The sequence below is a fragment of the Arthrobacter sp. BG3 genome (genome assembly GCF_056680185.1).
The window spans coordinates 1,160,075-1,186,543 of sequence record NZ_CM155270.1 but is presented as its reverse complement, the minus strand read 5'-3'; the positions used below and the strand labels follow the sequence as shown (position 1 = coordinate 1,186,543).

Below are 26,469 nucleotides of genomic sequence, written 5' to 3'. Positions count from 1 at the left end.
CGTTCCGGTGATTAAGGGATTACATGCCGAGGTAGGCTTTCCGGACCTCCGGGCTGTCGGCCAACTCCTGGCCGGTGCCCTCCAAGACGATGGAGCCGCTTTCCATGACGTATGCGCGGTCCGAAATAGCGAGTGCCTGTGAGGCGTTCTGTTCCACAATCAGGACAGTTACGCCCGAATCTCGAATACGTTTGATGGCTTCCAGCATCTGCGCCACCAGCTTGGGAGCCAGCCCGATCGAGGGTTCATCAAGCGTCAGGCAGCGGGGACGGGCCATCAGTGCCCGGCCGATGGCCAGCATCTGCTGTTGGCCGCCGGACATGGTGTCTGCCCGTTGGGTCCGGCGTTCGTCCAGGATGGGAAACAGGCTGAACACCGACTCCAAAGAGCCGTTGATAGTTGACTTCGGCTGGGTGTAAGCGCCCATGACCAGGTTTTCCATGACGTGGAGACCCCCGAACAGTGCGCGGTCCTGGGCCACGTGGACCAGTCCGGCTTTAACAATCTGGTCGGGCCGGGTATTTTGCGCCTCTGCCCCCTCGAAGAGGACACGGCCGCTGGAGACGTCGATCAATCCGGCCATGGCCCTCAGCGCCGTTGTCTTGCCTGCGCCGTTGGCACCAATGATCGAGACGATCTCGCCGTCGTCGACGTGAAGGTTCACATCGTGAAGTATTTCCAGCTTCCGATAGCCGGCGCAGACTCCCTGCAGTTCGAGCACCATCAGTATTCCTCTCCAAGGTAGGCGTCGATGACGGTGGGATCCTGAATGACGTCCTCAGGCAGTCCTAACGCCAGTTGCTTGCCTTCGTGCATCACCAGCAGCCGTTCGGACAAGGCCATCACCGCGGCCATGATGTGCTCGACAAACATGACGGTCACGCCTTCGCCGTGAATGGTGCGCAGCAGTTCGATTATGGGAGCCCGCTCCGTGGGCACGAGCCCCGCCAACACCTCATCGAGAAGCAGGAGCCGTGGCTCCAGGGCCAATGCCCTTGCCAGTTCCAGCCGTTTCAGCCCCGCCGTGGGCAGCGTGCCCGACATGGAATTCATATACGATCCCAGGCCGACTCTTTCGATGACGTCCGCCGCGTGAAGACGGGCTTTATGCACTGACCGGATTTTGCTGTGTGATGCGATGGCCACGTTTTCCAGGACCGTCATACTTTCGAAGGGGCGCATTAGCTGGAACGTGCGGACGAGGCCAGCTGACGCGACCTTGTCTGCCGGCCAGCCGGTGATGTCCTGCCCGTCAAAAGTGACTTTCCCCGAAGTCGGGCGGATCTGGCCGGCCAGCACAGAGAACAGGGTTGTTTTTCCCGCGCCGTTCGGGCCGATGATTCCGAAGAATTCCTTTTCCGGGATGTGGATTCCAACCTCGTGCAGCGCGGCGAGGCCGCCGAACGACTTGGACAGTCCCTCAATTTGCAGGAGGCTCATTTGCGGAGCCTTTCGCGGATGGTTCCGTAGATTCCCTTGGGCAGAAACGTGACGATCACGATCAACAGCGCCGCATAGACTGCGACGTCCAGACCGCTGGTTCCCTGCAGGAACTCCAGGAAGGGCGGGGGATTGCGAAGGAGGCCGGTAACCAGTTCGGACAACGGACCCACCACGGCGGCACCGATCAGCGGGCCCCAGATGGTGCCGACTCCACCGATCACGGCGGGGATGATCGCGTCGACCGAAACATGCATTCCGAAGGCCTGGTCCGGCCCTACGAACAGGTAATACTGCGTATAGAAGGAGCCCGCTACCGAGGTGATTGCACAGCTCATCGCGACGGTGATCAGCCGGTATTTCATGACTTTTATCCCAAGTGATTCCGCGGCCGTTGCATCATCGCGGATGGCCTGGGCGAACTGGCCCGCCCGGGAATGGACGAAGAAAATGGTTGCAGCCACCGCCATGGCTAACAGCCCCAGCGGAATCCAGTAGTAATTGTTGCTGTCCTGGTCGAACTGCAACATTGACCATGACTCTTCGGGCAGAAGTGGAACATTCAGGCCTTCCGTCTTGTGCAGGAACTCGAGGTTCTGAGTCAGGAGCAGGAACATCTGCGCGAAAGCGAAAGTAGCCAAGGCAAAATAGGAGCCGGCCAGTTTGTACCTCAGGCACAGGTATGCGATTAGGAGCCCGACCGTGGCCGAGAGCAGCGCCCCGACGATCATTGCAATCCACGGCGAGACGCCGAACGAGGTCAGCAGAAACGCGTCAGTGTAGGCGCCCACGCCGAAGAAGGCAGCGTGGCCGAAACTGAACATGCCCCCGTAGCCACTCATCAGGTTCCAGCCCACAGCCATGAGTGCGTAAATGAGTGTCCGAACGGCGACCGGGTGGGCCGACTCCGGCAGCACGAATGGTAGGAAGAAGAGTACTGCCGTCCCGGCAATAAGGATCGCGTACTGCCTGGCCGACCCGCCGGCAGGCAGCCTGCTCTTAGCCCCCGCCAGCGGATCGGTTTTCATTCTCTGCGTCATTGTCATTGTTTTGCTCCGAAAAGTCCTTGAGGCCTGAGGAAGAGGATGAGGACGAACATGCCGAAGACCAGAAGCAATGAGCCGCTTCCCGGCAAGTACAACGAACCGACCGTCTGCAGCAGGCCGATGAACACCCCGCCGATGAAGGCCCCCCGGATACTGCCCAGTCCACCAAGCACCACGATGACGAAGGCTAGCGTCGTGAACTGTTCCCCAGCGGATGGAACCAGGCTGGTGAACGGCGTAAGGAGGCCCCCTGCTACGGCCACAGAGGCTGCGCCCAGTCCAAAGGTCACTGCGTAGATCTTGCGCACGTTGACACCCACAAGGGCTGCGCCGGTGCCGTTGGAAGCGACAGCGCGGATAGCAAGTCCCATGGGGGACTTCTTCAGCACCAGCGTCAGCGCCGCGGCTACCAGCACGGCGCCGGCAAAAGCAATGATTCGCGGAAGATCGGCAATTGCGCCGAATATTTGGATGGAACCCTCTACCGGGGCGGTGAGACTTTGCGGCCGGCCGCCGAACATCATCAGCAGCACATTGCCGATCAGGAGAGACAGCCCGAGGGTGACGAGCAACGGCCGTTCATGTCCGGTGTCGGCGGCCAGCCGATTTAGCAGTACGGACTGGATGGCCCAGCCGAACCCAAACATGACGGGGACTGTCAGCAGGACGGCTGCGTACAGATTGATCCCCCATGACGACACCATGAAATACACCAGATACATCGACATCGTGAGCATGGCACCCTGGGCGAAGTTCACGATGCCCAGCACACCAAATATCAAGGTCAGTCCCAGCGAGACCAAGGCGTACACGCCGCCCATGAGCAGCCCGGTGACCACATATTGGGTAACGAGGGCGCCGTCTTTGCCGCCCGCTATGTAAATGATCGCTAGGGCGGTGAGCACGGCTGCGGCCGCGCCGAACGAAATCCGGGAATCTTCAGAGGAAAACGGGTTTCCGCGCCGCACCTGCTGCGTGGCTTCTGGGAGCGTATCGGTCGTCGTCATTGTGTCGTCGACTCCTGACTATTTTGCGGCAGCGATGGGGAAGACAAGGTCCTTTGTGGCGAATTTCTTTGGAAAGACCTGTTCGACCTTTCCATCCAGGACCTGCATGACGATGACGGTGGCGTTCTTGTTCTGGCCCCGTTCGTCGAATTCGATGGGTCCGTCAAATGCGAGTAGAGAGTCCTTGACACTGTTGCTGGAGATGGAATCCCGCAGCTTCTTCGGATCGCTGGAGCCACTCTTTTCAAGCCCGGCAGCGATGACTTCTACCGCCTGGTAGGAGAGCATGGACGCTGTTTCCATCGACTTGCCATATTTGGCCTGGAACCGCTTTCGCACATCCGCAGCCCGTTCGTTAGCGGCTCCGTAGTGGTAGTTCGCACTTAGGATATTGGACGACGCGGCGCCTGCAGCCGCCGGAAAGGAGTTGTCATCAAATGCCCCGCTGGCGATGCCCATGACTGCTTTGATATTGGGAGCCAAAGCACCGATGGCCTTAGCCACCAGCAAGTTGTCGGGGTAATAGCCGGTCACAACGATGACATCGGGCTTAGCCGAAAGTGCCTCTGTCACTTGGGTGGTGGCATCGGAGAAATTGGTTCCCGCGTAGGTGACTTCCTTGGCAACTGTGATGCCCTGAGCCTCAGCCTCGGTTTTGAATGCGTTGAAGACGCTGCTCCCAAACGCGCCCTCGATGTGGATATAGGACACGGTTTTCACCGCTGAGCCCGACTGCTTGCCCATTTCAACGAGCGATTTGGCGCCGGAGGTACCCATGCTGCTTGCATCGGGCTGGAGCCTGAAAGTGTTCTTGTACCCTTGGGCAAGAATCTTGTCGTCAACCGCTACATCGATTACGAACGGGACCTTCGAGCGCTCAGCAACCGAAGCCACGTTCTGAGTGACGTCAGACTGGTATGTGCCCACGAGTGCTACCGCACCGCCAGCCACGAGTCGCTGAGCTTCGCTCTGTCCAATGTCGGCTTTGCCCTGGCTGTCGCCCTCACTGAGCTTCAACTGGGCGCCGTTCATGGATTTGATGCCGCCCGCAGAGTTGATATCTTCGACCGCGAGCTTTGCGCCGTCGTTCATCATTCCGCCCACTCCGGCGAGTCCGCCACTGAGGGGATGGACCGACCCGATGGTGATGGTGTCGCCGGTGCCTTTTGTTGCCGAGCTGCTGCCGCCGCTCGTGCCGCCACAGGCGGACAGGCCGATGGCGCTGATCGCCAATACTGCAGTAAGGATTTTTTTATTCATGGTTCCTCGGTGCAACCTTTCATTGTTCGTCCCGTACCTATCGAGACTCCTGGGACGACGCCCAGCGGGTTGTTCCGCTCAGCGGATCATGCGACTGGGATGTGAGCTTGGACTCACTCATTGTGCAGGTTAAAAGTCCGGATTGCTAGGCCTTGTCAAGATAAATTCAGCGTTAGGACCATTCCGCTGAGCGGTATTTCCCGATAGGCTACCCACAGGAAAGGGGATCGCATGCAGCAGCCCGTTGTTGAATCAAGTTCCAGTAATGGAGGCACGGAGGCAGCTGATCGCGTCGCCGACGTCCTCCTGCTCTTCAGCCGAGCCGAAGGTGCACTCGGCGTGTCGGAAATCGCCAGAACCCTAAACATCAGCAAGGCCGTTGTGCACCGCATACTCCAGTCCTTGAGCTCAAGAGGCATCCTCCAGGCAACCGGACAGTCCTCCGGATATGTGCTGGGCCCTGCCGCAATCGGGATGGGAAACAGGGCATGGAGCCAATTCGATTTCCGGTCCCTGGCTGCTCCTGTTCTACGCGCACTTCGCGATGAGACCAGGGAAACCTCCACGCTGTCCGTACTGGCCAGCCATGCCCGCGTCTATCTCGATCAGTACGAAAGCTCCCAAGAAATCAAAATGGTCGTTGAAATCGGAGTTCCATATCCGCTTCACTCCGGGGCGTCCAGCCGGGCCATCCTCGCGTTCTTGCCGACTGCCTACCTGCAGGAAGCCGTTGAACAGCGGAGCCTGCAAGACGCTGCTTTTTCCGAGGCTGACTACCGCGAAGGTCTCACTCAAATCAGAGAAGATGGGTACGCCATGTCCCTAAATGAACGCAACATTGGGGCTGCCTCGATAGCCGCCCCGTTCTTCGACAAATCCGGCAACGTGCTCGGTTCAATCAGTTTGTGCGGACCCGTATTCCGTTTCAGCCTCGACGATTCACGAGGGCATGCGGCCCGAGTCGTTGCGGCGGCGCGAAACATCACCGAACTCCTCGGGCAGTGAGCGTGAGTAAGGCGCCGAGGGACTGCCGTCCGTCCGTTCTTCCCCGTTCCTTTCTCTATGTTCCCGGGGACAGCCCTGGAAAGATTGCGAAGGCAGCGGCGGGGCCGGCCGATGCGCTGATTGTCGATCTGGAAGATGCCGTGCCTCTCGCCAGGAAAGACGCGGCACGGGTGGCAACCAGCAAATGGCTTGAACAGCTTCCGGAACGAGGCGATTCACGAACCTCAGCCAGCAGCCAACAGAAATGGGTTCGAATCAGCGCCGAGAACATTGAAGCTGATCTGGACGCCGCTGTCCGACCAGGGCTTTCCGGGATCTTCCTAGCGAAATCGTCGGTGGCCGCGCTGACGGCGGCGGCGAAATGCCTGTCGAAGCTAGAACGGGAACGGCGCCTCCCGGAGGCCTCCGTTGGCATTATCGGCCTCATCGAAGGTGCTGGAGCGCTGCAGCAGTTGGATCACATGGCGCACCTTGAGCGGGTTCTAACTTTTGCGGTGGGGGAAGTCGATCTAATGGCGGACCTACGGATGAAGCGCGGCCACAGAAGCGAGCCCGCGCTGGACGCGATCCGATCCCGGGTCGTGATTTCTTGCGCTGCAGCTGGATTGCTCCCTCCGGTGGCACCCACCTCGACGGCTATACGTGAACTCGACGAATTCATGGAAAGCAGCCACAAAATGCACGACTTGGGTTTCCGGTCTCGCACTGCGGTGCATCCATCACAACTATCACTCATCCATGACGTCTTCACCCCCGGGGAAGATGCCGTCGCGGCGGCCCGGGATATCGTCGCTCGCTATGAGAATTCCGGCGGTAGCGTTGCGCTGGACAGAGACGGTCGAATGATCGACGCCGCCATCGTCAGGGGAGCCCTGGAGACGCTTAGCCGGAGCACTGTTACCTTCTGAAAGTGGCTGGAACTGCGCAGAGGGCCGGTCGGTACGAACCACTGGCAGACTTCGCAAGTGTGGGGTCAGCCCCCCGCCCACGCAACGTCCCCGGGGCACGTGGTCCGTTCCACAGCCCGAATTTTCGGTGGGGGTATTGAGCTGGCGCATAAAGGTCGCAGCCCCTCTGCCATCGGCAGCGTTAGAGGTGGGATCCGGCCTCGATGGCCTCCAAGTCACGGATGGCGTAGCGGTGGTGCTCCCACTCCTCGTCGAGGATTGTGTGCAGGCACGAGAGGACAGCCTCCGGCTGCCCAGGGGCCCAGGGATTCCGGCGGGCCAGGGACAACTGGTCCTGGGTCACCGTGGCGAGATAGTCGCGCACCATCGCTTGCCGGCCGGCCCGGGCCTCAAGCACGTCCTCATACGAGGGCGCGGCCGCCGCGAAGACCGACAGGTCGTAACCGTCGGTCCCGTACTCCACATTCGGCTGGCCGACGGGGTGGTACGGCTGTTCCGCCTCCAAGATCGCCTTGCGAAGCCACGTGTCGGTGGCCATGACGAGGTGGCGCAGTGTCTGGGCGAAGGACCACTCTCCATCCACCGAGATATCGACGGTGCCAGCGGGCATCGCGGCGACCCGCTCAAGCGTCGCCGACCAGGTCCGTTCAAGCTTGGCCCAGGCGGCACGAAGGCCATCCGGATCTGCGGCGCGTCTTTCGGCCCGGCCGGGAAAGCGGCGGTTGAGCTCGGCCTCGACGAAGGGGACCACATCGACGCCGTTGACGCGCAGGAAGTTCCCGCCATCGAACAGCCAGGGCGCGTCGATATCTGCCCCGGATACGTCAACCCCGCGCATCACCGCACCGGACAGGCCGGACCGGACAAACCGCGCTCCCCGCAGGTTCACGTCGACGAATTTCGCTCCACGGAGGTCATCGGACTGACTGAAATCTGCCATAACGGCAACTGTCCCACGGTTGCGTCAGCCGCGCAGCACGCCGCAGCGTTCTCACGTGCGGCTGGTCAGTACTGTCTGCATTTTCTCGAACGACTCGGTCCATCCGTTGCGGTGCAGGGCCAGCCGTTCCTCCGTCAGGAACGGTCCATGCGAGAGCACCAGACGTGTGGCTTCGCCGGTACTCCCGAGTGCGAGGTCGACGACGGTTTCCCGGTCGTCCGGGGTCGGCTCCTCCCACCGGAATGTGTATACCAGACGCCATGGAGGATCGATCTCCAGGAACTCGCCGGAGAGGTGGAACGGTTCGCCGTCCGGTGGCGTCATGCGGAATCCGTAGCGGCCGCCTTCCGTGAGGTTCAGTTCGGCTGAAGGGATGGTGAAGCCGTGCGGCCCCCACCACTTCACGAGCTCGGTCGATTCCGTCAGCATCCTGAAGACTTCTTCCGGGGGAGCATCGAGGGTGTATTCGAGGTTCAGGACCAGCCCGCCGGTTTCCTCATTCATCCCTCAACTCTGTCACCCTGCGGACGCTGACGGAAGCGGTGACGCCTCGGCGGCGGCGCTGCTGGATGTCGTCGGTGGTGGCCAGGAAGACCCTGCAGCCGGACGCCAGACACCCCTGTTTCCGCGGGACCAGATCGGTCCATAATGGCCACATAAGCTTCGGGGACTCCTCGCGCGGGTGATGGGTGGCGCGGCGTCGAAGAGTCCCAGGTGGCTGCCCCGGCTCGGCGCACGGGGCGGTCACGGGCTCCGGACAAGGATTCCGGGGACCGAAACCTGGGGGGAGCAACGCCATCGCGATCATCAACGCACTGAAGGGAAACATCATGCTCAAGGATTCAAACATCATGGCTGTCCTCCCCGCGAAGGACCTCAACAGGGCGAAGGAGTTCTACCGGGACAAGCTGGGAATCGAACCCACCGATTCCATGGAGGAGGGCAGCTTGACCTACAGCTGCGGTCAAGGAACCCGCTTCCTCGTCTACCAGACAGACAACGCCGGAACAGCCAAGAACACCCAGATGGGCTGGGAAACGGACAATCTCGAAAGCGAGATGGCGGAACTGCGGGGCCGCGGCGTCGTCTTTGAAGAGTACGATTTTCCCGGCCTGAAAACGGAGAACGGCATTGCCACCGCCTCCTGGGGGAAGGCAGCCTGGTTCCTGGACAGCGAGGGGAACATCATCAACATCGCCCAGCGCGCGTAGGCCGGAGTCTGGCACCGATCAACGACGCAAAGCATCGCTGCCGCCGGCAGCGAAGCCGAAGGGAACCGGCTTCCGCCTCCTAGGCGGGAGCCGGTTCCACGACGGCCCGGAGCCTGCTTCGGCATTGGGCGGCGACGGCGGCGCTCGCGAAGGCAGCGGCTGTCAGGGTGTGCGCGTGGGAAGGGGCCACTGGCTCAAGGAAAACCAAAGCCCGTGGGATGAGAATGCGAGGCACGGGTTGCGCATGGGCCCTGAGATGCTCCGAGGCAAGGGAAGAGGGCAACGTGAAGAGCAGCAGAATCATTATGACTCTTCTGACCTGGCTGTCCAGTAAGGTGCTCGGGCCGTCCGCGGTGTTGTCCTTGCTGTCAGAGAAGGACTACGCCGGTGACGACCATCCGGAGCGCGGAAGCGTCAGGGGGTGGGTGATCGTCGCACTGATCTCGGCCGTTGGACTCGCGGTACTTCTGGCGATCGCAGGTCCGCTACTGGCGGCCCTGTTTAACTCGCTCATAGCGCGAACAGGCCGGTAGCCAGAAGGCATAGCGCGGCAAGTCCGGCCCGCACGCTACTTCTTGTCTACTTCCCGCCCCGCAGGTGCCGGTGGTGTAGCTCGTAGCTGTCGAACACATCAGAAGACGTGGCTCCTGAATGGCCGAACTTGCCGCGAAGGACGTCTGCGAGTCCGTCCAGCGCCGCGCGGAGCATCCGCCCGGCGAACTGGAGTTCAGGGTTGTCGCTGCGCTGGGCCTGGGATGCGAGCTCCTGGGCGTAGGCGACGGTGGCCGGCAAGGAGCCGCGCTGCTCGACTTCACGGAAATAATAGGTTTCATGGAACGCCAGCAGATCGATGCTCACCAGGGCCACGTTTCCGGCCATTGACTCCAGCAGTCCGGCAGCATGCCGGGGTTCCAGGGACAGGACACCTGCAGGACCGGCTGCCTCCCGGAACAGGTTCAGCTCGTGGGCGAGGGCCCGGCGGCGGTTGAGGGCCGGGTACATCTGCAGGATCCAGGTGACCGTTGCTGTCAGCAAACCGAAACCGGTGACGGCCTGGAGGGCCACAACCAGCCGGAGCAGCGGATGCACTGCAACGATATCGCCGAACCCCACTGTGGAGAGCGTGACCAGGGAGATATAGAGGGCTTCGGCAAAGTCGGCCCGCAGCGGAATCCCGGGTCCGTAAACAAAACCGTCCGTCAGATGGGGCAGGTACAGCAGAGCCCAGCCGATGGCCGCGAGGGCCGCCCAGGCGCCAATGACAGCGGCCATGGCCAAAGGTGCTGCGATGAAGGAGCCCCGGCCCCGCAGCTTTCTGGATACCAGCCAGAATCCCCGCATGATCGCCCGGCCCATAGGACCGGAGCCGTGCGGATAAAGCAGCGTGCGAAAGACGTCGACGAGCATCAGCAGAACCAGCCCGGCCCCCAAAACCGTCCAGAGCGTGTCCTCAAAGTCCATGCCTCATCTTATGGGCGGCGCCCCGGGCCCAGTGACAAACAGCGGGACCCCGCAGTGCTGAGCACTGCGGGGTCCCTCGCTGGCTGGATACGGTTACTCGGAACCGGGTTTCTGCTCCCGGTCCCGGAGGTTCTTCTTGATCTCGTCAAACTTCTCCTTGATGACCCGTTCCGCATCGGCGAGGGTTTTTCCGGCGGTGCTCAGGGGATCCAACTGGAGATAGACGTTCTGACTGACTGGGAGGTCGTACTCGTCTTTCAGATGGGTGCCGCCGCCCACGCCCTGAAGAGAGAGGTACACCATGGCGTCGGTCCGGGCAACGCCGGAGATTGTTCCGAAGACAACTGTGAAGTCGTTCGCTTGAAAGCTGACGGTCTGACCAATATGGCTGCGGTCCAGGTCGCCGGCTGCTACCGGCTTCTCGGACTGGCTTCCGCTGTAGCTCATGAACTTCTCCTAATAGTCGAGGGACACGTAACCAGCAGTTTAGCTGCGGGGCCGTGACGGTCCGGCGGTTCCGCTGCCCGGCAAAGGATGTTTCGTCAGGTCCGGCCGTACACACCAATTGCTTCAGTGCACCCGTCCTGACGGCAGGGAGTAGTGCCGGGAAGAATAAAGACGACGGCGGCCCCTGGGGCGTGGGTGCTGCCGTCGCCTGTGGCGGTGGGCAAAAACTGCACTGCTGTCAGGGCGCTGGCGGCTGAGCTCCGGTAGCAGCAATCCGAGCATGACCGCCCAGCTGAAGCGCTGGATCAGGTCCTCATGCACCGCCGCAGGCACCTGTGCCTGGCCGTGGAAAATCCGCGTGAGGTTGGTGTCGATCGGCGTCCTCAGCTGGGCCGGACAGCCGCGTCATTGCCGTTGATGACCAGGTCGACGCCAAGATGGGCGGAACCAAGGCCAGATAGGTATGGCTGATGCCCTATTCCCGCTGATGTTCCAGGTAACTTCTGCTCCGGGAAGGGCGGTGCTGTGGGATCGGCGGACTCCACAATTTCTCGGGTGAGCCAGCCCATGGCGTAGCGCCTGGATCCGTCCACTAATCGGAGAAAAGCATCTCGTCTTTTGGCGGACCTTCCATTGCTTTCGATTACGTCGTCCGGGCTCCTTCCGATTATCATTGCCGCCTCCATGAGTGGGGTGGCACGGAACAACTCCTTGCGCAAGTGAACGAGGGCCCAACCAAAGTCCAGGGTCCCCATAAGGCTCAATCTCGCTCCCTCCCACAATGAGTAATCAGTGCTGGCCCCTTTTGGGACCTTCGGTCTCCCCCAAAAGGCCCATTAGGTGCTCCAATTTGGACATCCTTGCGGGCCCAGGCTCAGGGCGCGCCCGAAACGGCGAAGCGCAAGCTGATGGAGTCGGCGGGAAAAAGGAAATCGCAATGATGGTACCAACGGTGCATCGGAAGCCGTTCGTTGCATCAGTGTGTGTGTCCTAAGTCGCCCCGAAGCATCTTCCGTGTCAAGATGCCTGAGTGACTCTCAGAAAGGCTCTAGACGCCGCCGAATGGCTCGTAGCAATCTCGTAGCGATAGGGCCGGGATTGAGGGCTCCGCCCGCCTCTTGTGGAGGTGCTGGTTCAAGACCAGAGCGGAGCACGGGAGCATTAGCTCCAACGGGGTTAGCCCCGAGTGAATGGGGGAGCGAACCGCTCCGACCAACTTTGAAAGGTAAATATGCGTAAGTCACTCGTACTTTCCGCGCTGGCCCTCAGCGCAACGCTGGCACTCACCGCCTGTGGCGGCGCCGCGAGTTCCTCGCCCACCGCACCTACCGCTGAACCGGTAGGACAGACCAAGGCCGCGGCTACGCCCGATGCCTCCAAGTCGACGCGTGGCAACATCGTCAAGTCTGTGGGCCAGGGTGCATCGATCACCGATAAGCTTCATGACAACAAGGAAGTCGTCAACTTCGTAGTCAACTCCATCGCACCGGGCGTGTGTACCGAGAAGTACGCCCAGCCCGCAAAGAACGGTCACATCACAGTTGTTGATGTGACCGTGGAGACCAAGCCTGAGCTGGCCGACGCGATGTTCAAGACGTTCAGCATGAGCGCCTACGACTTCAAGTTCGTATCGGCCAACGGCACGACGTTCAACGGCGACCTTGCGGGCACCTACGGTTGCCTCGCTGACTCGGTAACGTTCCCGTCCGCCGGCATGGGACCGGGGGAGAAGATCACGGCCAAAGTTGTGCTGGACCTGCCCGAGACGACCGGCATCCTCGTCCTCAAGGCTCCCATGAGCAACACCAACGGCTGGGAGTACGCCTTCTAGGCCATGGGCCCGCGTAGTACCCAATAGTGCGAGGCCAGCTCATCTAGTCCCTGAGCTGGCCTTGCTTGTTCTACTTGATGGCTTTCATGAGATCGCGTTGGGTTGAGGCACCGGCATCTCAGTGGTTCCTCACAGTTGTACGTCTTACGCGTCTAGGTTGTTGGCTCGACGCACGAAATAGCGAGTGACCGGACCGCAGCTTCCAAGTCATAGAGCCATTCGACACTTTGTCCCCGATTATCGACGACTGAGCTGGCCACGGCAGCCGGCAGCCTTTGAGAGTCTTTGCGGTGTCCCCGTGTGGTTGTTCTCATGAAGAGGGTTCGCAAATTGGTGACGAGACAACATGTATTGCGCGTTGGCGTACTTTTCTTGGATTGCACGTTGGAGCACTGTTAGAGGGACGGAGTTCTCTACGGTGTATCCGGCTGTTGCGCGCGTGTGGCTGTACGGGTCACGCTCCAGATGGCTAATGATTCGGGCCTTCGCAGTACTCATGGAGAGGTCGGGTCTGAATCCATGACGACAACCATATTCCGGGTAAGCCTCTGCAGAGAGATGACTCATCGACGTCGACTTCGGGGTCGTCTGCCGAGAGATGACTCAGGACGGACCGGCCATAGAACAGATGGTGAAATGCAGATGGCTAAGCGAATCTCGCTCCGTTGTGCCGTGGCTGTGCCGGCGTTCGCGGAAGTGTGCCACTGCCTGAAGTACCGCCACGGAACATGATCCCGTACTTTGCCGTGACGCTGTGTAATATCACCCAAGCTGGGTCGCTACGAACGCAATCATTCAACTCTCTGGGGGAACCATGACCACACCCGAACTGCCAGACCATTCGCCCGCGCAGCCGTCGAGTGGCGAAGCACCGCACTATGCAGCGCTGCAGCCCCAACCCAGCCTGATCGCACAGCTGCCGGCCGACCAGACGGCGTTCTTGCCCTCGCCGGGGGCCCATGACCGCAAACCGCTGAACAAGACCCTCCTGGTCGCGGCCGCCAGCTTTGTCATCGGCGCCATGCTTGGCACCGCAGGTACCGCATTCACCACAAGCGCAGTTGCCGAGGCCAACACGAAGTCTGCCGCCGCGGCAGCAGCCAAAGCTGAAGCCGAAAAGCCTCGCCCCCTGAAGAACGCCGCCAATGCCTGCGCAGTCACCAACAGCAAGGGCGCCAAGCTCGGTGACAACGACACCAGCCTATCCCTTGATGGAATGGGCGATGAAGACTCCTATGGCCTGTCCATGACGGCGATCAACTGCGTCCTCGACTCCGTCAAGATCCCCGATTTCGTCCGGGCTCAGATGAACAAGACACGCGCCCTCGATGGCACTCAGCGCGAATCATGGGGCAACCTAAGCGCCACTTGGTCCTACCACCCCGACACCGGGTTAAATGTCGGCCTGACCGAGAAGTGACCACGACGGGAGCCTTATACCAGCGTGGCCAACGCGAGGCACGATCCTCGAGATAGCAAGGTCATCTTAGATCGCTGAAGATTCCTACTGGTACAAGCCGCGGATGGACTATGCCCTGCCCAAAGAGCACGGCGAGGGCCTCCTCGTTCTCACAGGCTGTCTGGCCTAAAAGTGGCTGGAAGCCATTTCCAACCAGGCGGTCGTGCCGCTGGGACCTGACGGAAAGGTCGCGCTGGCGGACACCTCGCCCGGATCCGTCCAGCTGATCGCCGACGTATCGGGATACCTCCCCGGCGGAGCGCCGGGACCGCGTGCCTAGCACGCCGTCGAAGTAGTCACCGATGGCGGGATTGCGCCAGTTCCAGTCCGGCTGCCCGGCCGAGAACAGGTGCAGATACCAGTCGAGGTCCGTTTCAGAACCCGGGTTCGCGCGGCTCCAGGCGCGGCCGCCGAAGACGCTCTGCCAGTTGTTCGGCGGGACATTGCCGCTTGCAGTCCCGGCGTCGGAGGAGTCAGCAGACCCGGCACCCGGGCCGCCCTCGTCGACCATGCCCTCCGGACCGGGGACAAAGTGGAACATGTCCCGTTCCGGCGAGCCCGGGCCCGCCGCGAGGGCCTGCTGGAACAGCGGGTGCTCCGAGGAGCAGTGGTTGGGGACGACGTCGAGCAGGATCCGCAGGCCCAGCGAGTGCGCGAGCTCCAGCAGCGCATCGAACTGGTCCATGGTGCCGAACAGCGGGTCCACGCCGCAGTAGTCGGACACGTCGTAGCCCTGGTCCACCTGCGGGGAGGGCTGGAACGGTGTCATCCAGATCCCGTCGACGCCGAGCGAGGCGATGTACGGCAGCCGGGCGGTGAGCCCGGCGAGGTCGCCCACGCCGTCGCCGTCGCCGTCGGCGAAGGAGCGCGGATAGACCTGATAGATGACGGCGGACTGCCACCACTGCACCTCCGGTGTGAAGCTGGTTTCCTCGATCGTGCTCACCTACTCGAAGTCGCTTTTTCGCTGGCGAACCTGGCAAGCGCGCCGAAGGAGGACGGGTCCGTCCGCACTCAACTTGACGGCCGGGCAGTAGGGCGCGGTGCCAGGGTTTCCGCCAGGATGCCACTGACAACGCGCAGTATTTCCTCGCCGGCCAGGACACCGGACGCCGACGTCACCGTCAGGTGCGGCCGGGAGAAGCCGTCGCTGTCGAGTTCGCCGTGCGCGGGACGGATTGCGATGTCCGCCAGCTCAAGGAATCCTGCATCGAGTCTGGAATCACCGGCAGCCACGAGCACTCCTGCCTCGCTCCGCCGCCGGACCTCGGCCACCGCGGCTTCCTTGGAGATCGGGGCCGGAACGCAGTAGAGCTTTCGCCCCTGCAAGGAAGTTGTCCAGCCGCGGGCGTTGCACCAGGCGCTGAGCTCGGCCAGGTACGCGTCGGGCATGGCCTGCCGGTCAACGATCGAGTACACAAAGACGTCTTCGGCGGTCCGGACCCTCAGGATCGCGGGGACGGCCCCGCTGCCCGTCAGATGGCCCAGCACTTCATCCAGAGACGCACATTCGGACCCCAAGGAACGCTGTATGTGCCGGGACCAGTCGTGATCCGGCTCGCCGTCGTGCAGGATAACGGCGCCGTTCGTCGTCACGGCGTAACCCCGGCCGGAGCCCGGCAGCCGCACCCGGGAGAACTGGGCCTGGGTGCGGGTGGTGACGGGCACGAAGACGCTCCGCTCCACAATCCCTTCCAGCAACTCTTCCGCAGCCCGGGTCATGAAGGACAGAGGTGCCGCGTCATAGACTTCGGCCACTACCATCCGGGGCGCCAGGTGGTCGCTTCCCACGAGAGCCATGGAGTTCGCCGAGTAGATCAGGGTGCGGTCCAGGTCGCTGGCCACCATCACCGGGGCGCCGCCCGAGTGGATGTTCATACGTCGATCACTGCCTTGCCGTCGGCGCCGGTCGCTCCGGGCGTGTGGAGTGGGTGGATCAGCCCGACACAGCTGTACGCCAGGTCCGGAACCTCCAGCACCTCGACGCCGCGCTGCTCGGCCAGGTGCAGCACATGGGCGAGTTCCGGCACAGCCTCGGGGCGTACCAGCACCTTCCACGGCACGCGCCGCAGGAGGACCCTGGTGGTTTCACCGACACCAGGCTTGACGAGGTTCACGTTGTTGATGCCGAAACTGCGGCTGATCTCCTCGACGGCGGACCAGCCGGACCAGTCCGCTTCCGGGAACGCGGCAATGTCGGAGGGGGAGTGGACGGCAGCCCGCAGCACGTCGTCGCGGACGCCCGGGAACTGGGCCGTGACGGCCGCCAGGAAGTCGCGGGAGACGTCGCTGCCGGAAAGCTCAGAGTAGAACTTGGCCCCGTGGAAGTCGCCGGGCCCGATCAGCGCCTTGTTGTAGACGGTGCGTGAGACGAGGCCGGAGACGGTCGAGTTCAGGCAGGCCGAGGGGACCAGATAGTCATCCCGCGTGCCGAAGATCCGGACGCAATGTCCCGGGTCCGCGAGGACCGCGAGATCCGGCCGGAAGGCCGGCCCGTCGGTCTGCCGGAAGAGTTCGACGGCGGCGGCGAGTTCGCGGGCGATGGCACCTTTCCCGGTCCAGCCGTCGACGAACATGACGTCCTCCGGGCGGTGCCGGGCGGCCAGGTAGCCGAGCGCGGTCTGGTCGATGCCGAGGCCGCGGACAATGCTGATGGTATAGTGCGGCAGCTTCAGTCCGCGGACTTCCCAGGCCCATCGCTTCATCAGGATTCCCACCGGTGTTCCGGCGCGGGCGAGGGAAACCAGCACGGGCGCGTTCCCGCGCAGCTTCAGGACCTGCTCGGTGAGCGTTCCGACGGCGTGTGCGATCCGGAGGGCCGAGGCTTCCAGCGCGGCGTGGAACAGGGCGCTGTATTCGGGCGAGGGTTCGAATTCCTGCGGCAGCGATTCGGCGTAACTGGCCTTGCCCGACTGGATCGCGGCTTCGCGCTCTTCCTTCGGCGCTTCCAGCTGGGCGGAACTCAGGTCCTTCAGCAGCCACTCGACGTCCTCCGGCAGATACGAGCCAAAGGCGGGGCCGAAGAGCGGCGTCGGGAACGGAGACTGGGCCGGCAGCACAACGAGCCGGACGTCACCGGCGCCGCCGGCGACGGCCTCGGCGATCTTGCCGGGGGCCAGGAGCCCGGACACCGCGGTGCCGGGTTCCGCCATGATCACCACCGTATCGAAGCGCCCTTCGGGGTGCAGGAAGTTGTAGGCAAACCGTGGCCCCGGCCCGTCCGGGGCGTCCCCGTCGCTGCCAAAGGAAACCGCGGAACGGATCGCGTAGCCCGGCTCATCCAACGCGGCGATCGGTGAGCGGGTACTGGTGGAATACCGGATGTCGGCGTCAGGGCACAGGTCCTGCAGCCGGGCGGCGACCGCCAGGGGCAGCCCCATGAATTCCTCCGTGGCGAGGACCAGCACACGGGCTCCCGGCCCGGCACTGCTGCCCAAGGCGGTGGCCAGGGCGTCTGCGATGCGCGCCGCTTCGTCCGGATCTGGACGCCCGGCCACGCCGAAGCGGGCGCTGCGGATGGGCGGCACGACTCCGTGCAGATCCACCAGCTTGATCCGGGCCGGGCGGGGGAGGGCTGCGCGTGTGAGTGGGAGGCTGCTGATCAGGTCCGCCGCGTCGGCAGCGAGCGTTTCCGGCAGCTGGATGCTTCCGTGCGCCAGTGCCACGGCGCTGATCCTGGTGCCGAGCTGGTGTGCCAGGTCATCAAGGCTGTCCCGGTCTGCCTGGGAGCGCAGGTCCACCAGGGAGGCCACAACGTAACGGCGGTGCGGGGAAGTGCGGTGCAGTTCGCGGATGGTGTTGATGATCGTGGCGCCGGTGCTCAATTCGTCATCGACGAGGACCACGGTCCCGGCCAGGTCCAGGGCGGCACGGCTGGTCGGCAGCAACTGGTGGGACGTTGCGTGCGAATGCGCTTCCTCGAACGCGCCATACGGTTCCACCCCGCTGCTGCTCTGCCGGGTGGAGTGAATGTAATACGTTCCCAGCTGCCCGGCCACGAGCTGGCCCAGCCCGGTGGCAGTTTCCGCATAACCGATGGTTACGACGCCGGGGAGTTCCGTCTGGTGCCGGGCGAGCAGCTCGGACAGGCTCGCCAGGGCGGCCAGCCTGGCACGTCGTTCCTCCTGGCCCGGGACGCTCCCGCCGTCCGGGCCGGATCGCCCGTCCAGCAGGCGCCCCAGCCGGTCTGCGGCCTCGTCGATGACGGCGGTCAGCGATCCGGCGGGGGCGTCCTGTCCGGAGACGTGCCGTCCGGACACGGCGGGTCCGGAGGCGGGGGGTTCCTCGAGTTCCCTGCGGACCAGGAGCCCCAGAAGCTGGCCCGCCGACGTCGCGATCCCGGGTTCGGTGGGGACGTGCTTGGCGAGCACCCGCGAAACCAGCAGATGGGCCCGTTTGGGATTGCGCCGCAGCGCCAGCCCGACCAGTGCCTTCACCGGCAGCACGCTGCGGCCGGGGTCTGAGGCGACGTCGACGCCGAGGGCATCGCGCACGTAACCGCCGCTCCAGGGGGCATCCGTTGAGAGTTGCTTCACCGCATGCTCGCTTCCAGTAGTTCGACGAAATTGACTCCGGGCCTTGCGACCCCGAAGGCCCTGGCCCGCAACAGGGTGCGCTCCGCCCATGCCCGGTGAGGTTTGAACTCATTCATCTTGTTTCCATAGGACGACGCCTTAACGCCTCCGCCCTCGCTCCCGGCAATGTCCAGGGCATCGAGGTATTCCTCGTGGCTTACGACGCACATGGCATGCACCACGGGCACATGGCTGGGATGGATCACCGTCTTGCCCAGCAGGCCGTTCGCGAGATCCAGCTCGATCTCGCGAATCAGCCCGTCCAGATTGTCCATCAGGATGCGCTGCCGGAGCTGGCCCTCGTTGACGGCCTCGAACGGGGTGGACCGCAGTTGCGGCCGCAGGATCCGTTCCGTGTTAACAAAGTGTTCCCAGACAGGGCCGGAGATGACCCAGCCGTCATTGGGGCGGCCGAAGATGTTCACGACGTCGCCAATGATGTTCGCGACCACCTTGACGTTGTAGATGGTCAGGTCGCGCGAACGCCGCAGGCCAAAGGCACTGGACATGTCCGTGGCGCCGATCCGGACGCACAGCACCAGGTCGCGGAACTCTTCGACCAGGGCCAGGTTGTCCGTCAGCACCCGGACGCGTGACTCCAAGTGGGTGGTCGAAAGGTCCTCGATGATCGGCATCGCCTTCAGGGGGCGTTCCTTGGAGTCCCCGCTGCGTCCTGCCTCGTCGTTCAACACCTGCAGTGCCTTCAGGAAGGCGCGCCCCCGGCCCGTCTCGTTCTCGAATTTGGGCAGGACGAAGCCGTAAACGACTCCTAGTGCGGCACCTGCCCTGCGTCCGACGTCGAGCAGCTGTTCGGGCGTCCGGCAGCGGATGAAGATCAGCGGGAGCTCGTCCGGATCATCCAGCGACAGTTGCTCCAGCGCCACGAGCAGGTTCTCCTCCGCGGCGGGCACTTCCTCGTCGGGAACGGCGTCTTCGAGGCAGACGACGATGCTGAGGCACCCCGCCGCGGCCTGTTTCCGGATTCCGGCGGCAAGTGAGCTTCTGGTGGCCGGCGAGTACAGGGTGGCGCCCAGCGCGACCGCCAGCAGGCCGGGGTCCGAGGTGCGGTGAAGGAGTTCGGGGCGCAGGTGGAAGAGCCGGTCCCTGACGGATTCGGCCAAGGCTTTGAAGTGCTGCATTGTCCCCTAGTTGTGATCTGTGGTGCGCTGCCGGATCAGCGCAGGTGGACCCGCTGGTCCAGCGGAATGGTCATGGTGAAACCGAACATGGCCCAGATGGCCTTGTCAGACGCGTCTGCCGGGACGAACTCGGCGCGGATTTCCAGGACCCCGCCGACCCGCCCGACGTACAGAACGCTCCGCAACCCGGCATCGTTCCTTGCGGCAATGGCGGCGGCCGCGCCGTCGAAGACTCCGATCGTCATCGGGGCCTCTCCGGCCACGAATAGCAGGCGGCGCACGAGCCGGACGTGACGCAGGGACACGATGCCGGCCCCGTCCTGCAGGCCGGCCAGCGCCCGGTTTCCCGGGGTGAGAACGGCGGTGCCGGCCTTGTGCCCCTCCGCGTGGTGGGCGCCCGTAGTGAGCTGCTGATCCTCCCAGGCCACCGAGCGGACCCCGGCCACCAGCAGTGAGCCAATCGCGGATTGCCTGGCGTTCAGCCGAACCACCGGGTTGGCTTCGCCCAACTCGCGGACGCTGCCAAAATCCGGGGCCGGGAACAGCCGGTCCGATGCGGCCGGGGCGGGTCTGGGCGCAGGCCTCGAGGCCGCTGAGGCCGATGATGGCGTTGCGGACGGTGTCGATGGGGCGGGTGCCGGGCCTGCACCGAGGGTGAGCCCGCCGGAACCGGCCGGGCTGGCACCGAGGGTGAGCCCGCCGGAACCGGCGCGGCTGGCGCCGAGCGTCAGTCCGCCGGAACCCGCCGGGCGGACGCCGGGCTCGACGGGAGGGGCGCTGTGCGAAGGGGGCCGCGTGGGCCCCGGCGGCGCCGCCGCTTTCCGGCGCCGGCTGAGGTAGGGGATGTCGGTGCGCAGTGCGGTTCGATGCACCGCCATGGTCAGAGCTTCAACTTGAAGTCGGCGGCAACGGCAGCGAGCCCGGCCTCATAGCCCTGGCCGAGGGCACGGAACTTCCAGCCCCCCGAGTGCCGGTAGAGCTCCCCGAGAATCATGGCGTTGATCTTGTCCAGATTCCCGCCCGGAACACTGAAGCGCAGGAGCTCCCGGTTTTGTTCGGTGGCGACCCGCAGGTAGGCGTTCTTCACAGCGCCGAAAGTGGCCGGCCCGCGCACCTCCGGATCCAGGTAAAGCAGCACAGCGATCTTGTGGACCGTCTCGGGCACCCGGTTGAGGTCGACGTCGATCTGTTCCTGGTCTTCCGCGCCGGCGAAGGAAATGCTGCCTTCGGGGCTGGCGATCTGGTTGAAGAAGACCAAGTGGTCATCCGAAATGGCGCGTCCGTCGGCGCCGCACATGATCACCATGGGGACCAGCTCGGCTTGCGGGCCACGGCTGGGGACGATGTCCCAGCCGATTCCCAGCAGCACCTTTGCCAGTCCGGGGTTCTCAGCGGTGAGGGCGGCGTTACTGCCGGCAACCATAGAAGCCACTAGCGTCCTTCCAGATGAAGACCATCAACATCAAATTTGTCCCTGAGGAACTGGCCGTGGACTGCCAGCTCCGTAATGGCCCCGGTGCGGACCTGGTTGTCCAGGTTCTTGACGGTGGAGTAGAGCGTGTCGAACTGTTCCAGCAGCACCGTCGTGTCGGCGGAGTCGTCCCGCCGTGATCCGGCAGCCAGCATCAGATATGCCCGCAGCGGGGACGGGAGATAGTCGGTGATGACGGCGTTGAGCAGGACGCGCTGCTCGGTGGACGCCCCCGACCGGCCGATGTAGCCGATGAGGGCGCGCAGGATGTCGGCCAACTGCAGCACCCGTGACACCACGAGCGGAGGCAGTTCGGCGCCGTTGCCCAGTACCGTCCGGCGCAGCTCCTCGAGCGCGGACCCGGTGACGGACAGCTCATCCGCAGCCGGATCAGCGGCAGTAGATCCGGCACCGGACACTGCACCGGAGACGGCGGCGGAGCGGGGTACCGCGCCGCCGCCGAACAGCGAACCTAAGAAATTTGCGACCATAGCCCGTAAGCCTATTGCTCAGGGCTGACGACCACTAATTCCCCTCCTGCTTGCGCACCCTGTCCAGGTAGGGACGGGCCCGTTCCAGCCCGGTTTCCAGGGCCTGCACCGTGCCTTCCATGCTCTTGTTGGCCTGCGAGCGGAAAGTGTCGATTGCGTCCATGGTCTGGAACACGTTGTCGAACGCCTTCTGCAGCGTCTCCACGCTGACACCGGAGCTCGCCGCTTGCTGATGGATCCGCGCGGTCTGATCCTTGAGCATCTCGGAAGTCTTGAGGATCATGTTGTTCGTCGTCGTGTTGATGGCGTCGATCTGATCCAGCACCATCTTCTGGTTCGCCAGGGCCTGGGCCACAATGACGGCGGTCCGCAGCGCGGAGATCGTCGTCGTGCGGGCCCGTTCAACGCCCTTGATCAGTTCGGTGTTGTTCTTGCGGATCATGTCGATGGCCAGGTAGCCCTGAACCGAGACGGCCAGCTGGGTCAGGATGTCCTGGTGGCGCTGGCGGATCGGATAGAGCACGTCGGAGTCGAGCTTGCCGGCCTCCTCGATCTGGCCCTGCATCTTCATGTCATCGATCTTGCTGGCTGTTGCAGCATCCAGTGCCTTGGCAAACACCGCATATTCGCTCAGCCCCTGCATGGTCTCCCACAGCTGGGTCTTTTCCTGCGCAAGGGAAGCGTTGTCCTTGAGCAGCGCGTCCTGACCGGCCATCAGGGACTTGATGATCTTGTCGAGCTGGGTCTGCGCACTCTCGTACTTCTGGAAATACTTCGCGAGCTTGTTGCCGCCCGGAATGATGCCCAGGATCTTCCGGCCCACGCTCAAGTCGGCGTTGCTCGGGGTCAGGTCTTCCACGGTGGAACGGAGTTCGCCGAGCGTTGAGGCAACCTGCACCTGGGCGCTGCTGCCGGACTTCTTCGCGCCGGCCAGCGACGTGGAGGACCGTTCCAGCAGCCGGCTGGAGGTGTTGGCTGATGCCACCAGCTGCTGGCCGCCCAGCCGGTTGATGCCGTCGATCTTGCTGGAGTATTCGGGGCTGAACGGGCTCATCGCTGACACTTCGCTGACGAAGGCCCGCGCCTGCGCGTTGATCTCCTGCTGGCGTTCGGCGGGAACCGGCACCATCCCTGGGGCGTCGTCGACTTTGACGATCTCGACGGACGCCGGCGCGTCCAGCACGAGGGGGTTCGAGGCCGAAGTTTCCGGCGGGGTGAGTTGCATGCTCATTGTTGCTTCTCTCTTTCGTAGGTCTCGGGCTCTTAGCCGAGCTGGACGCCGAAGTCAGCGGCGATTCCCGCGAGGCCGGTGGCGTAACCCTGGCCGACGGCCTTGAACTTCCACTCGCCGTTGTGCCGGTAGAGCTCTGAGAAGATCATGCAGGTCTCGGGCGCCGCGTCCTCGCTGAGGTCGTAGCGGACCACTTCCGCGTCGCTTTCCTGGTTGACAACGCGGCAGTACGCGGCGCGCACCTGGCCGAAGTTCTGCCGGCGGGTGTCCGCCTGGTCGATCGATACCACGAAGACGATCCGCTCCACATCCGCGCCCACAGCGGAGAGTTCGACGGCGACCACTTCGTCGTCGCCGTCGCCGTCGCCGGAGCGGTTGTCGCCCTTGTGGACCACCGAACCATCCGGGGCGGCCGGCTGGTTGTAGAAGATGAAGTCCGCGGAGCTGCGGACCTTTCCGTCGGCGCCGAGCAGGAGCGCGGATGCGTCCAGGTCGAAGGCGTCGCCGGTGGTGGTGCGGGGATCCCAGCCCAGGCCGACGAGGACCTTGTTCAGCCCCGGATCGGTCTTGGTGAGCGAGAGGTTACTGCCTTTGGTGAGCGTCAAGCCGGCCATGGTTATTCTCCTTGTTAAGTCTGGTGGATGTCTGAAGTAGTGGCCCGGGTACCCCGGGCCAAGGCTCCTAATCCAGTGAGATGCCGAAGTCCGTGGCAACGCCGCGGAGACCTGAGGCGTAGCCCTGGCCGACGGCGCGGAACTTCCATTCTCCGTTGTGGCGGTAGATCTCCGCGAAAATCATGCACGTTTCGGCTGCTGCGTCCTCGGTGAGGTCGTAGCGGACGATTTCGTTGTCGGTCTCCTGGTTCACAACCCGGCAGAACGCGTCACGGACCTGGCCGAAGTTCTGGCGGCGGGCCTCTGCCTGGTCGATCGACACGACGATGACGATCTTCTCGATGTCCAGGGCAACGGTGTCGAGGTCGATGAGGACCTGCTCGTCGTCTCCGTCGCCTTCGCCGGTGCGGTTGTCGCCCTGGTGGACCACGGAGCCGTCCGAAGAGGAAAGCTGGTTGTAGAAGATGAAGTCGTCATTCGAGCGGACCTTGCCGTCGGCGCGGACCAAGAGCGCTGAGGCGTCCAGGTCAAACTGCTCGCCGGCAGTGGTACGCGGATCCCAGCCGAGGCCAATCATGGCCTTTCGGAGTCCGGGGTCGGCTTTTGTCAGGGACAGGTTGCTGCCCTTGCTCAGTGTCAGGCTGGACAAGATGTACTCCTTCAGTGTGGTTGCGTTCGGCAGGGCCGGACCGTGCTGGGTCCCGTCGGGCTACAGGGCGGACGCCGCGGCGCCGAGGACATCCCCAGCTGTGCGGCCGTTGGCCGGCATGCCGATCGCATGGAAGGTCCAGGTGCTGCCGGCCCGGGAAAGCTTCGACATCACCATGGCCGTGTTGCGGCCTGATTCGGTGAGGGAGTAGCGGGCGACTTCCGGGCTGCCGGCGACCGAGTCATCGATGACCCGGCAGAACGCGTTCTGGACCATGTCGAAGGTCTGCTGGCTGTAGCTCGTGATGACGAACACGATGTTCTGCACGGCGGGCGAGACGGCGGGCAGGTTGACCATCATGGTCTCGTCATCGCCGTCGCCGGCGCCGGTGAGGTTGTCGCCGGTGTGGCGGACGGCGCCGTCCTTGCTGGTGAGCTGGTTGAAGAAGACCGTGTCCAGGTGCTTGCCTTCGGCGTCGAACATGATGGCTGAGGCGTCCAGGTCGATCTCAACGGTCTTCGTCCCGCCGAAGAACCCCTTCTTGGCCGGGACGGCGGAGTCCCACCCGAGGCCGAGGCGGACGTTCGTCAGGGACTCGCCGTTCTGCTTCGTGAGTGACAGCGACTGGCCTTTTTGCAAACTCAAACCCATTGTTTTACTCGCTTTTCGTAGTGGTGGTTGTTGCTACTTCTAATTGGAGGCGACGTGCTAGTTGTTGGCGTCCGCAGACTCAAGCACTTCAGGCTGGTCGGCGGAGGCTTTTTTCTTGTTGCGGCGGATCGAACCGGCAAAGGCGGCGCCGATGAAGACCACGCCGATGAGGCCGGTGACGATTTCGTTGATGGGGACCACGATGGTGACCAGCAGGATGACCGCCAAGGCGCCGATGGCCCAGTGCGCGCCGTGGTCGAGGTACTCGAATTCGTCCAGCGTTCCCTCCCGGACCAGGAAAACGGTCAGCGAGCGGACGAACATGGCGCCGATGAAGCCGAGGCCCAGGGCAATGATGATGGGGTCCGAGGTGATGGCGAACGCACCGATCACGCCATCGAACGAGAAGGACGCGTCGATGACCTCGAGATAGAGGAAGAGCATAAAGGCGGCCTTGCCGGCCAGTTTGGCGGAGCCGGAGGGGCCCGAGTGAGCCATCAGGTTCGCGTCGTCCGCGTCGACGTCGCCGTCTTGATCCACGTCGAAGAGGTTTCCGAGGCCGTTCACCAGGAAGTACGTGATCATCCCGAGAAGACCGGAGAGGAGCACAATGCCTTGCTTCTCGCCGGACACGGCGCCGGCGATGGCCAGCGCCGCCATGCCAATGATCAGGGATGCGCCTTCGAGCTTGCCCAGTCGGGCCAGCGGGATTTCCAGGAACTTGATCCACTTGATTTCACGGTGGGCGAGGATGAAGTCCAGGAACAGCATGAGGAGGAACATCCCGCCGAACGCGGCGATCTGCGGGTGAGCTTCGTGCAGCAGGTACCCGTAGCTGCCCGGGGTGTTCGGGTCACCCTTTTCCATCGCCAGGGTGACGGCTTCAACCGGGTTGAGGTTCGCGGTGACCCCCACGATGAGCAGGGGGAAGAGGATGCGCATGCCGAAGACTGCAATGATGATGCCCACGCTGAGGAACATCTTCTGCCAGAACGGGTTCATCCGCTCCAGGATGCGAGCGTTGACGACGGCGTTGTCGAAACTCAGGCTGATTTCAAGAATGCCCAGGATGAGGCAGAGGATAAGCGCCTGGGGGCCGCCGTAAAGAAAAGCGATCACTAATGCAACGACGGTGACCGCGAACGACCACCCGAAAGTCTTAAAAATCAAGCCTGAACAACTCCTGGAACGACGGGCCCTGTCCGGTCAACGCCGGCAGGACGGCGAAAAACATCCCGGAAGTAATCCCCCAAGACTTCGTCGCACCATCCTAACCGCACCCTGCGACGCTTTGTCTTGCCACGCCCCCGTATTTTCTGATCGTTATCTTGAACCGTTCCGGAGTGCGTGCGCGCAAGGGTGTGCAGGAGTGTCCAGGACCGCCGAACCAGCGTGCCAATGCCGTACGAGACGTCCGCGCGACGATGTCGGTCCGCTTCCATATGGTCTGCAAATGCCGCACCCAATCCTGCCCAAGGGTGGAAATTCGACTCTGCCAATGCATGCTGGCGAACGATTGTCGGTTGATCTCAAATGGCAGTCCTCAAGTTCGAATTCTGATCTGGACCTCTTCCTGATCATCGTCGGCTCCGAGGGGCGGGTTCCCCGCTTCCTTTAAGCCAGCATCAGCCCAA

27 protein-coding genes are annotated in these 26,469 nt (G+C 63.2%); 6 read left to right on the top strand and 21 right to left on the bottom strand.

Going from position 1 to position 26,469, the window contains the following annotated elements; translation table 11 throughout:
* Window positions 1–19 precede the first annotated feature (19 nt).
* From AC1MFL_RS05185 to AC1MFL_RS05165, 5 genes are read right to left on the bottom strand one after another with little or no spacing between them, the layout of a single operon-like run.
* Window positions 20–724, bottom strand: a complete 705-nt coding sequence (locus tag AC1MFL_RS05185; RefSeq protein ID WP_479813790.1) for an ABC transporter ATP-binding protein — start codon at window positions 722–724, stop codon at window positions 20–22.
* Window positions 724–1,440, bottom strand: a complete 717-nt coding sequence (locus tag AC1MFL_RS05180; RefSeq protein WP_479813788.1) for an ABC transporter ATP-binding protein — start codon at window positions 1,438–1,440, stop codon at window positions 724–726. The genes AC1MFL_RS05185 and AC1MFL_RS05180 overlap by 1 nt, the downstream gene beginning before the upstream one ends.
* Window positions 1,437–2,468, bottom strand: coding sequence for a branched-chain amino acid ABC transporter permease (locus tag AC1MFL_RS05175; protein WP_479813786.1), 1,032 nt, complete (start codon window positions 2,466–2,468; stop codon window positions 1,437–1,439). The genes AC1MFL_RS05180 and AC1MFL_RS05175 overlap by 4 nt, the downstream gene beginning before the upstream one ends.
* 14 nt (window positions 2,469–2,482) lie before the next feature.
* Window positions 2,483–3,493, bottom strand: coding sequence for a branched-chain amino acid ABC transporter permease (locus AC1MFL_RS05170; protein ID WP_479813785.1), 1,011 nt, complete (start codon window positions 3,491–3,493; stop codon window positions 2,483–2,485).
* 18 nt (window positions 3,494–3,511) lie between these two features.
* Window positions 3,512–4,753: an ABC transporter substrate-binding protein gene (locus AC1MFL_RS05165; RefSeq protein ID WP_479813783.1), complete on the bottom strand. Its 1,242-nt coding sequence runs from the start codon at window positions 4,751–4,753 to the stop codon at window positions 3,512–3,514.
* 231 nt (window positions 4,754–4,984) lie between these two features.
* Here AC1MFL_RS05165 and AC1MFL_RS05160 point away from each other — a divergent pair, with 231 nt between their 5' ends.
* Together AC1MFL_RS05160 and AC1MFL_RS05155 are read left to right on the top strand one after the other, a co-directional pair.
* Complete coding sequence (locus AC1MFL_RS05160) at window positions 4,985–5,758, top strand: IclR family transcriptional regulator (RefSeq protein WP_479813781.1); 774 nt, start codon at window positions 4,985–4,987, stop codon at window positions 5,756–5,758.
* A complete protein-coding gene (locus AC1MFL_RS05155) occupies window positions 5,755–6,666 on the top strand; it encodes an HpcH/HpaI aldolase/citrate lyase family protein (RefSeq protein ID WP_479813780.1) in 912 nt (303 codons plus the stop codon). The genes AC1MFL_RS05160 and AC1MFL_RS05155 overlap by 4 nt, the downstream gene beginning before the upstream one ends.
* Window positions 6,667–6,847: 181 nt before the next feature.
* On the opposite strand, the gene AC1MFL_RS05150 is transcribed toward AC1MFL_RS05155, so the two are convergent.
* Both AC1MFL_RS05150 and AC1MFL_RS05145 read right to left on the bottom strand, forming a co-directional pair.
* Complete coding sequence (locus AC1MFL_RS05150; RefSeq protein WP_479813778.1) at window positions 6,848–7,606, bottom strand: DinB family protein; 759 nt, start codon at window positions 7,604–7,606, stop codon at window positions 6,848–6,850.
* A 51-nt stretch (window positions 7,607–7,657) separates the two neighbouring features.
* Entirely contained in the window at window positions 7,658–8,110 is a 453-nt protein-coding gene (locus tag AC1MFL_RS05145) for an SRPBCC family protein (RefSeq protein ID WP_479813776.1), read from the bottom strand.
* A gap of 326 nt (window positions 8,111–8,436) precedes the next feature.
* Here AC1MFL_RS05145 and AC1MFL_RS05140 point away from each other — a divergent pair, with 326 nt between their 5' ends.
* Both AC1MFL_RS05140 and AC1MFL_RS05135 read left to right on the top strand, forming a co-directional pair.
* Entirely contained in the window at window positions 8,437–8,817 is a 381-nt protein-coding gene (locus AC1MFL_RS05140; RefSeq protein WP_479813774.1) for a VOC family protein, read from the top strand.
* Window positions 8,818–9,122: 305 nt separating this feature from the next.
* Complete coding sequence (locus tag AC1MFL_RS05135) at window positions 9,123–9,350, top strand: hypothetical protein (protein ID WP_479813772.1); 228 nt, start codon at window positions 9,123–9,125, stop codon at window positions 9,348–9,350.
* A gap of 46 nt (window positions 9,351–9,396) precedes the next feature.
* Here the strand turns inward: AC1MFL_RS05135 and AC1MFL_RS05130 are convergent, their stop codons facing one another.
* Window positions 9,397–10,278: a potassium channel family protein gene (locus AC1MFL_RS05130; RefSeq protein ID WP_479813770.1), complete on the bottom strand. Its 882-nt coding sequence runs from the start codon at window positions 10,276–10,278 to the stop codon at window positions 9,397–9,399.
* A gap of 93 nt (window positions 10,279–10,371) precedes the next feature.
* A complete protein-coding gene (locus AC1MFL_RS05125) occupies window positions 10,372–10,725 on the bottom strand; it encodes an MATH domain-containing protein (RefSeq protein WP_479813768.1) in 354 nt (117 codons plus the stop codon).
* Window positions 10,726–11,956: 1,231 nt separating this feature from the next.
* On the opposite strand from AC1MFL_RS05125, the gene AC1MFL_RS05120 reads away from it, so the two are divergent.
* Both AC1MFL_RS05120 and AC1MFL_RS05115 read left to right on the top strand, forming a co-directional pair.
* Window positions 11,957–12,556, top strand: a complete 600-nt coding sequence (locus AC1MFL_RS05120) for a DUF4352 domain-containing protein (RefSeq protein ID WP_479813766.1) — start codon at window positions 11,957–11,959, stop codon at window positions 12,554–12,556.
* An 814-nt stretch (window positions 12,557–13,370) separates the two neighbouring features.
* Window positions 13,371–13,976 (top strand): hypothetical protein, encoded by a 606-nt coding sequence (locus tag AC1MFL_RS05115; protein WP_479813764.1) that lies wholly within the window; start codon window positions 13,371–13,373, stop codon window positions 13,974–13,976.
* 61 nt (window positions 13,977–14,037) lie between these two features.
* On the opposite strand, the gene AC1MFL_RS05110 is transcribed toward AC1MFL_RS05115, so the two are convergent.
* The 12 genes from AC1MFL_RS05110 to AC1MFL_RS05055 all read right to left on the bottom strand — a co-directional run bounded on the left by AC1MFL_RS05110 (window position 14,038) and on the right by AC1MFL_RS05055 (window position 26,005).
* Window positions 14,038–14,961: an alpha-amylase family glycosyl hydrolase gene (locus AC1MFL_RS05110; protein ID WP_479813762.1), complete on the bottom strand. Its 924-nt coding sequence runs from the start codon at window positions 14,959–14,961 to the stop codon at window positions 14,038–14,040.
* A 68-nt stretch (window positions 14,962–15,029) separates the two neighbouring features.
* Entirely contained in the window at window positions 15,030–15,893 is an 864-nt protein-coding gene (locus AC1MFL_RS05105) for an HAD family hydrolase (RefSeq protein WP_479813761.1), read from the bottom strand.
* Complete coding sequence (locus AC1MFL_RS05100) at window positions 15,890–18,550, bottom strand: phosphoribosyltransferase domain-containing protein (RefSeq protein WP_479813760.1); 2,661 nt, start codon at window positions 18,548–18,550, stop codon at window positions 15,890–15,892. Before AC1MFL_RS05100 ends, AC1MFL_RS05105 begins: the two co-directional genes overlap by 4 nt.
* Entirely contained in the window at window positions 18,547–19,728 is a 1,182-nt protein-coding gene (locus tag AC1MFL_RS05095) for an HpcH/HpaI aldolase/citrate lyase family protein (RefSeq protein ID WP_479813759.1), read from the bottom strand. The genes AC1MFL_RS05100 and AC1MFL_RS05095 overlap by 4 nt, the downstream gene beginning before the upstream one ends.
* Before the next feature lie 35 nt (window positions 19,729–19,763).
* On the bottom strand, window positions 19,764–20,606 hold the full coding sequence (locus AC1MFL_RS05090; protein WP_479813758.1) for a hypothetical protein: 843 nt from the start codon (window positions 20,604–20,606) through the stop codon (window positions 19,764–19,766).
* Between the two features lie 2 nt (window positions 20,607–20,608).
* The gene (locus tag AC1MFL_RS05085) at window positions 20,609–21,151 is read right to left on the bottom strand and encodes a TerD family protein (protein ID WP_479815316.1); all 543 of its coding nucleotides are present in this window, start codon (window positions 21,149–21,151) and stop codon (window positions 20,609–20,611) included.
* 8 nt (window positions 21,152–21,159) lie between these two features.
* The gene (locus tag AC1MFL_RS05080) at window positions 21,160–21,690 is read right to left on the bottom strand and encodes a hypothetical protein (protein WP_479813757.1); all 531 of its coding nucleotides are present in this window, start codon (window positions 21,688–21,690) and stop codon (window positions 21,160–21,162) included.
* Window positions 21,691–21,724: 34 nt separating this feature from the next.
* Window positions 21,725–22,921, bottom strand: coding sequence for a toxic anion resistance protein (locus tag AC1MFL_RS05075; RefSeq protein WP_479813756.1), 1,197 nt, complete (start codon window positions 22,919–22,921; stop codon window positions 21,725–21,727).
* Window positions 22,922–22,953: 32 nt separating this feature from the next.
* Window positions 22,954–23,535 (bottom strand): TerD family protein, encoded by a 582-nt coding sequence (locus AC1MFL_RS05070; protein WP_479813755.1) that lies wholly within the window; start codon window positions 23,533–23,535, stop codon window positions 22,954–22,956.
* 67 nt (window positions 23,536–23,602) lie between these two features.
* A complete protein-coding gene (locus AC1MFL_RS05065) occupies window positions 23,603–24,184 on the bottom strand; it encodes a TerD family protein (protein ID WP_479813754.1) in 582 nt (193 codons plus the stop codon).
* Between the two features lie 60 nt (window positions 24,185–24,244).
* Window positions 24,245–24,835 carry a TerD family protein gene (locus AC1MFL_RS05060; RefSeq protein ID WP_479813753.1) on the bottom strand — a complete coding sequence of 197 codons (591 nt, stop codon included), beginning with the start codon at window positions 24,833–24,835 and terminating at the stop codon, window positions 24,245–24,247.
* 57 nt (window positions 24,836–24,892) lie between these two features.
* On the bottom strand, window positions 24,893–26,005 hold the full coding sequence (locus AC1MFL_RS05055; RefSeq protein ID WP_479813752.1) for a DUF475 domain-containing protein: 1,113 nt from the start codon (window positions 26,003–26,005) through the stop codon (window positions 24,893–24,895).
* Window positions 26,006–26,469: the final 464 nt, after the last annotated feature.

Coding starts and splice junctions, on each gene's coding strand:
- AC1MFL_RS05185 (WP_479813790.1), bottom strand. CDS start 724: ATGGTGCTCGAACTGCAGGGAGTCTGCGCCGGCTATCGGAAGCTGGAA.
- AC1MFL_RS05180 (WP_479813788.1), bottom strand. CDS start 1,440: ATGAGCCTCCTGCAAATTGAGGGACTGTCCAAGTCGTTCGGCGGCCTC.
- AC1MFL_RS05175 (WP_479813786.1), bottom strand. CDS start 2,468: ATGAAAACCGATCCGCTGGCGGGGGCTAAGAGCAGGCTGCCTGCCGGC.
- AC1MFL_RS05170 (WP_479813785.1), bottom strand. CDS start 3,493: ATGACGACGACCGATACGCTCCCAGAAGCCACGCAGCAGGTGCGGCGC.
- AC1MFL_RS05165 (WP_479813783.1), bottom strand. CDS start 4,753: ATGAATAAAAAAATCCTTACTGCAGTATTGGCGATCAGCGCCATCGGC.
- AC1MFL_RS05160 (WP_479813781.1), top strand. CDS start 4,985: ATGCAGCAGCCCGTTGTTGAATCAAGTTCCAGTAATGGAGGCACGGAG.
- AC1MFL_RS05150 (WP_479813778.1), bottom strand. CDS start 7,606: ATGGCAGATTTCAGTCAGTCCGATGACCTCCGTGGAGCGAAATTCGTC.
- AC1MFL_RS05145 (WP_479813776.1), bottom strand. CDS start 8,110: ATGAATGAGGAAACCGGCGGGCTGGTCCTGAACCTCGAATACACCCTC.
- AC1MFL_RS05140 (WP_479813774.1), top strand. CDS start 8,437: ATGCTCAAGGATTCAAACATCATGGCTGTCCTCCCCGCGAAGGACCTC.
- AC1MFL_RS05135 (WP_479813772.1), top strand. CDS start 9,123: ATGACTCTTCTGACCTGGCTGTCCAGTAAGGTGCTCGGGCCGTCCGCG.
- AC1MFL_RS05130 (WP_479813770.1), bottom strand. CDS start 10,278: ATGGACTTTGAGGACACGCTCTGGACGGTTTTGGGGGCCGGGCTGGTT.
- AC1MFL_RS05125 (WP_479813768.1), bottom strand. CDS start 10,725: ATGAGCTACAGCGGAAGCCAGTCCGAGAAGCCGGTAGCAGCCGGCGAC.
- AC1MFL_RS05120 (WP_479813766.1), top strand. CDS start 11,957: ATGCGTAAGTCACTCGTACTTTCCGCGCTGGCCCTCAGCGCAACGCTG.
- AC1MFL_RS05115 (WP_479813764.1), top strand. CDS start 13,371: ATGACCACACCCGAACTGCCAGACCATTCGCCCGCGCAGCCGTCGAGT.
- AC1MFL_RS05105 (WP_479813761.1), bottom strand. CDS start 15,893: ATGAACATCCACTCGGGCGGCGCCCCGGTGATGGTGGCCAGCGACCTG.
- AC1MFL_RS05095 (WP_479813759.1), bottom strand. CDS start 19,728: ATGCAGCACTTCAAAGCCTTGGCCGAATCCGTCAGGGACCGGCTCTTC.
- AC1MFL_RS05090 (WP_479813758.1), bottom strand. CDS start 20,606: ATGGCGGTGCATCGAACCGCACTGCGCACCGACATCCCCTACCTCAGC.
- AC1MFL_RS05085 (WP_479815316.1), bottom strand. CDS start 21,151: ATGGTTGCCGGCAGTAACGCCGCCCTCACCGCTGAGAACCCCGGACTG.
- AC1MFL_RS05080 (WP_479813757.1), bottom strand. CDS start 21,690: ATGGTCGCAAATTTCTTAGGTTCGCTGTTCGGCGGCGGCGCGGTACCC.
- AC1MFL_RS05075 (WP_479813756.1), bottom strand. CDS start 22,921: ATGAGCATGCAACTCACCCCGCCGGAAACTTCGGCCTCGAACCCCCTC.
- AC1MFL_RS05070 (WP_479813755.1), bottom strand. CDS start 23,535: ATGGCCGGCTTGACGCTCACCAAAGGCAGTAACCTCTCGCTCACCAAG.
- AC1MFL_RS05060 (WP_479813753.1), bottom strand. CDS start 24,835: ATGGGTTTGAGTTTGCAAAAAGGCCAGTCGCTGTCACTCACGAAGCAG.